Origin of the sequence: Corynebacterium sp. AOP12-C2-36 (assembly GCF_052379185.1) — a bacterium.
GTDB lineage: Bacteria > Actinomycetota > Actinomycetes > Mycobacteriales > Mycobacteriaceae > Corynebacterium.
Window position 1 is genome coordinate 1 of the sequence record NZ_JBQSYJ010000065.1, and the last position, 1,139, is coordinate 1,139.

Annotated in this window: 1 protein-coding gene; it reads right to left on the minus strand. The window is 59.3% G+C overall.

What is annotated here, in order from left to right; translation table 11 throughout:
• On the minus strand, window positions 1-1,139 hold a 1,139-nt coding region (locus ACT3UN_RS16465; protein ID WP_444657659.1), incomplete at both ends, for a type IV secretory system conjugative DNA transfer family protein.

Genomic DNA, 1,139 nt, shown 5'->3' on the forward strand with positions numbered 1-1,139 from the left:
CGGTAAGTGATCCGTTCTCCCCGTCCAACGGCTCCTGGCCCAGATACAACTCGCTGAGCGGATCGTACTTCGCGTTCTCCTCGATGTACTCGAACCCGTTGTTCCTGTTCTCCAGGGCAACCGGACGCAGCTTGTGCAGGTCCTCGACGGACATCTTGGTGATGTCCACCCATACCTCCTCATTCTCCCGGAGTTCCTTGTAGGGGTCCTTCTCGGTGTACTGCGGGTACTCCAGTTTTACCCACTGGCGGGGGTACAGCTGCGGAATCTGGTCGACAACGCAATCCTTGAACTGCGTCCAGTTACCACGCACCTCCGCAGGGAGTTTCTCGTTAATCGTCTCCGCCGGGGAGTACGACCAGAACGCCTGATACAGCTCCGCATTCGCAGCTCCTGTTTCCTCGTCAACAACAGAAATCAGCGAGCGTCCTGGAGTCTTACGACTGATCGTCCCACCGATGCGGGTAACCTTTCCCTGAATCTCCTCCGGGAACGCCTTCCGCACTGTCATCGGTGCGGGCTTGCCCGCGCTGGCCACGGCGATGAACATGTCCTGCCAGTCCGAGGGAACCGTGTCTGCCTTCATGTCCTGGGTAGCTAGAAGGACGTTTACTCGGAACTCACGCCCGACCTTAAGGATGTTGACCAGGTCGTTGTCGATCAGCTGCATTTCCTTTGGCTTCAGCATCGACTTCATCTGAGAGCGCACCGAGGCCCACTCATCGAGGACCAGGAGAATCGGCGTCAGTTCGTCACGCCACGAGTTGTCGCCCTGTTTCGCCGACGCCGACGCCGTACGCCGGCGACTCTGCAGGATCTGAGCAACCATGTGAATGACGATGATGTGCTCATGCAGCGTGGTGCTGATCGCGGAGAAGTTAGGAACGCGGAAGAATGAGGCGTAGTCGGTGTTCTTTCCGTCCACCGCGAAAATTCGGTACCCGAATGCCAGGTACTGCATGATCTCCGCTCGGGCGCTCACTGACTTACCGCCGCCGGTCGAGCCGGTGAGTTCACGGTGGGGGAACAGCTTGGGCGGAAACGCGATGGGACCGCTGGCGCCCAGACCGACAGTGATGGCGATGTTGTCGAAGTTTCGGGCCGCCTCTTCCCGGGACCGAACGTCCGGCCAAATCTCG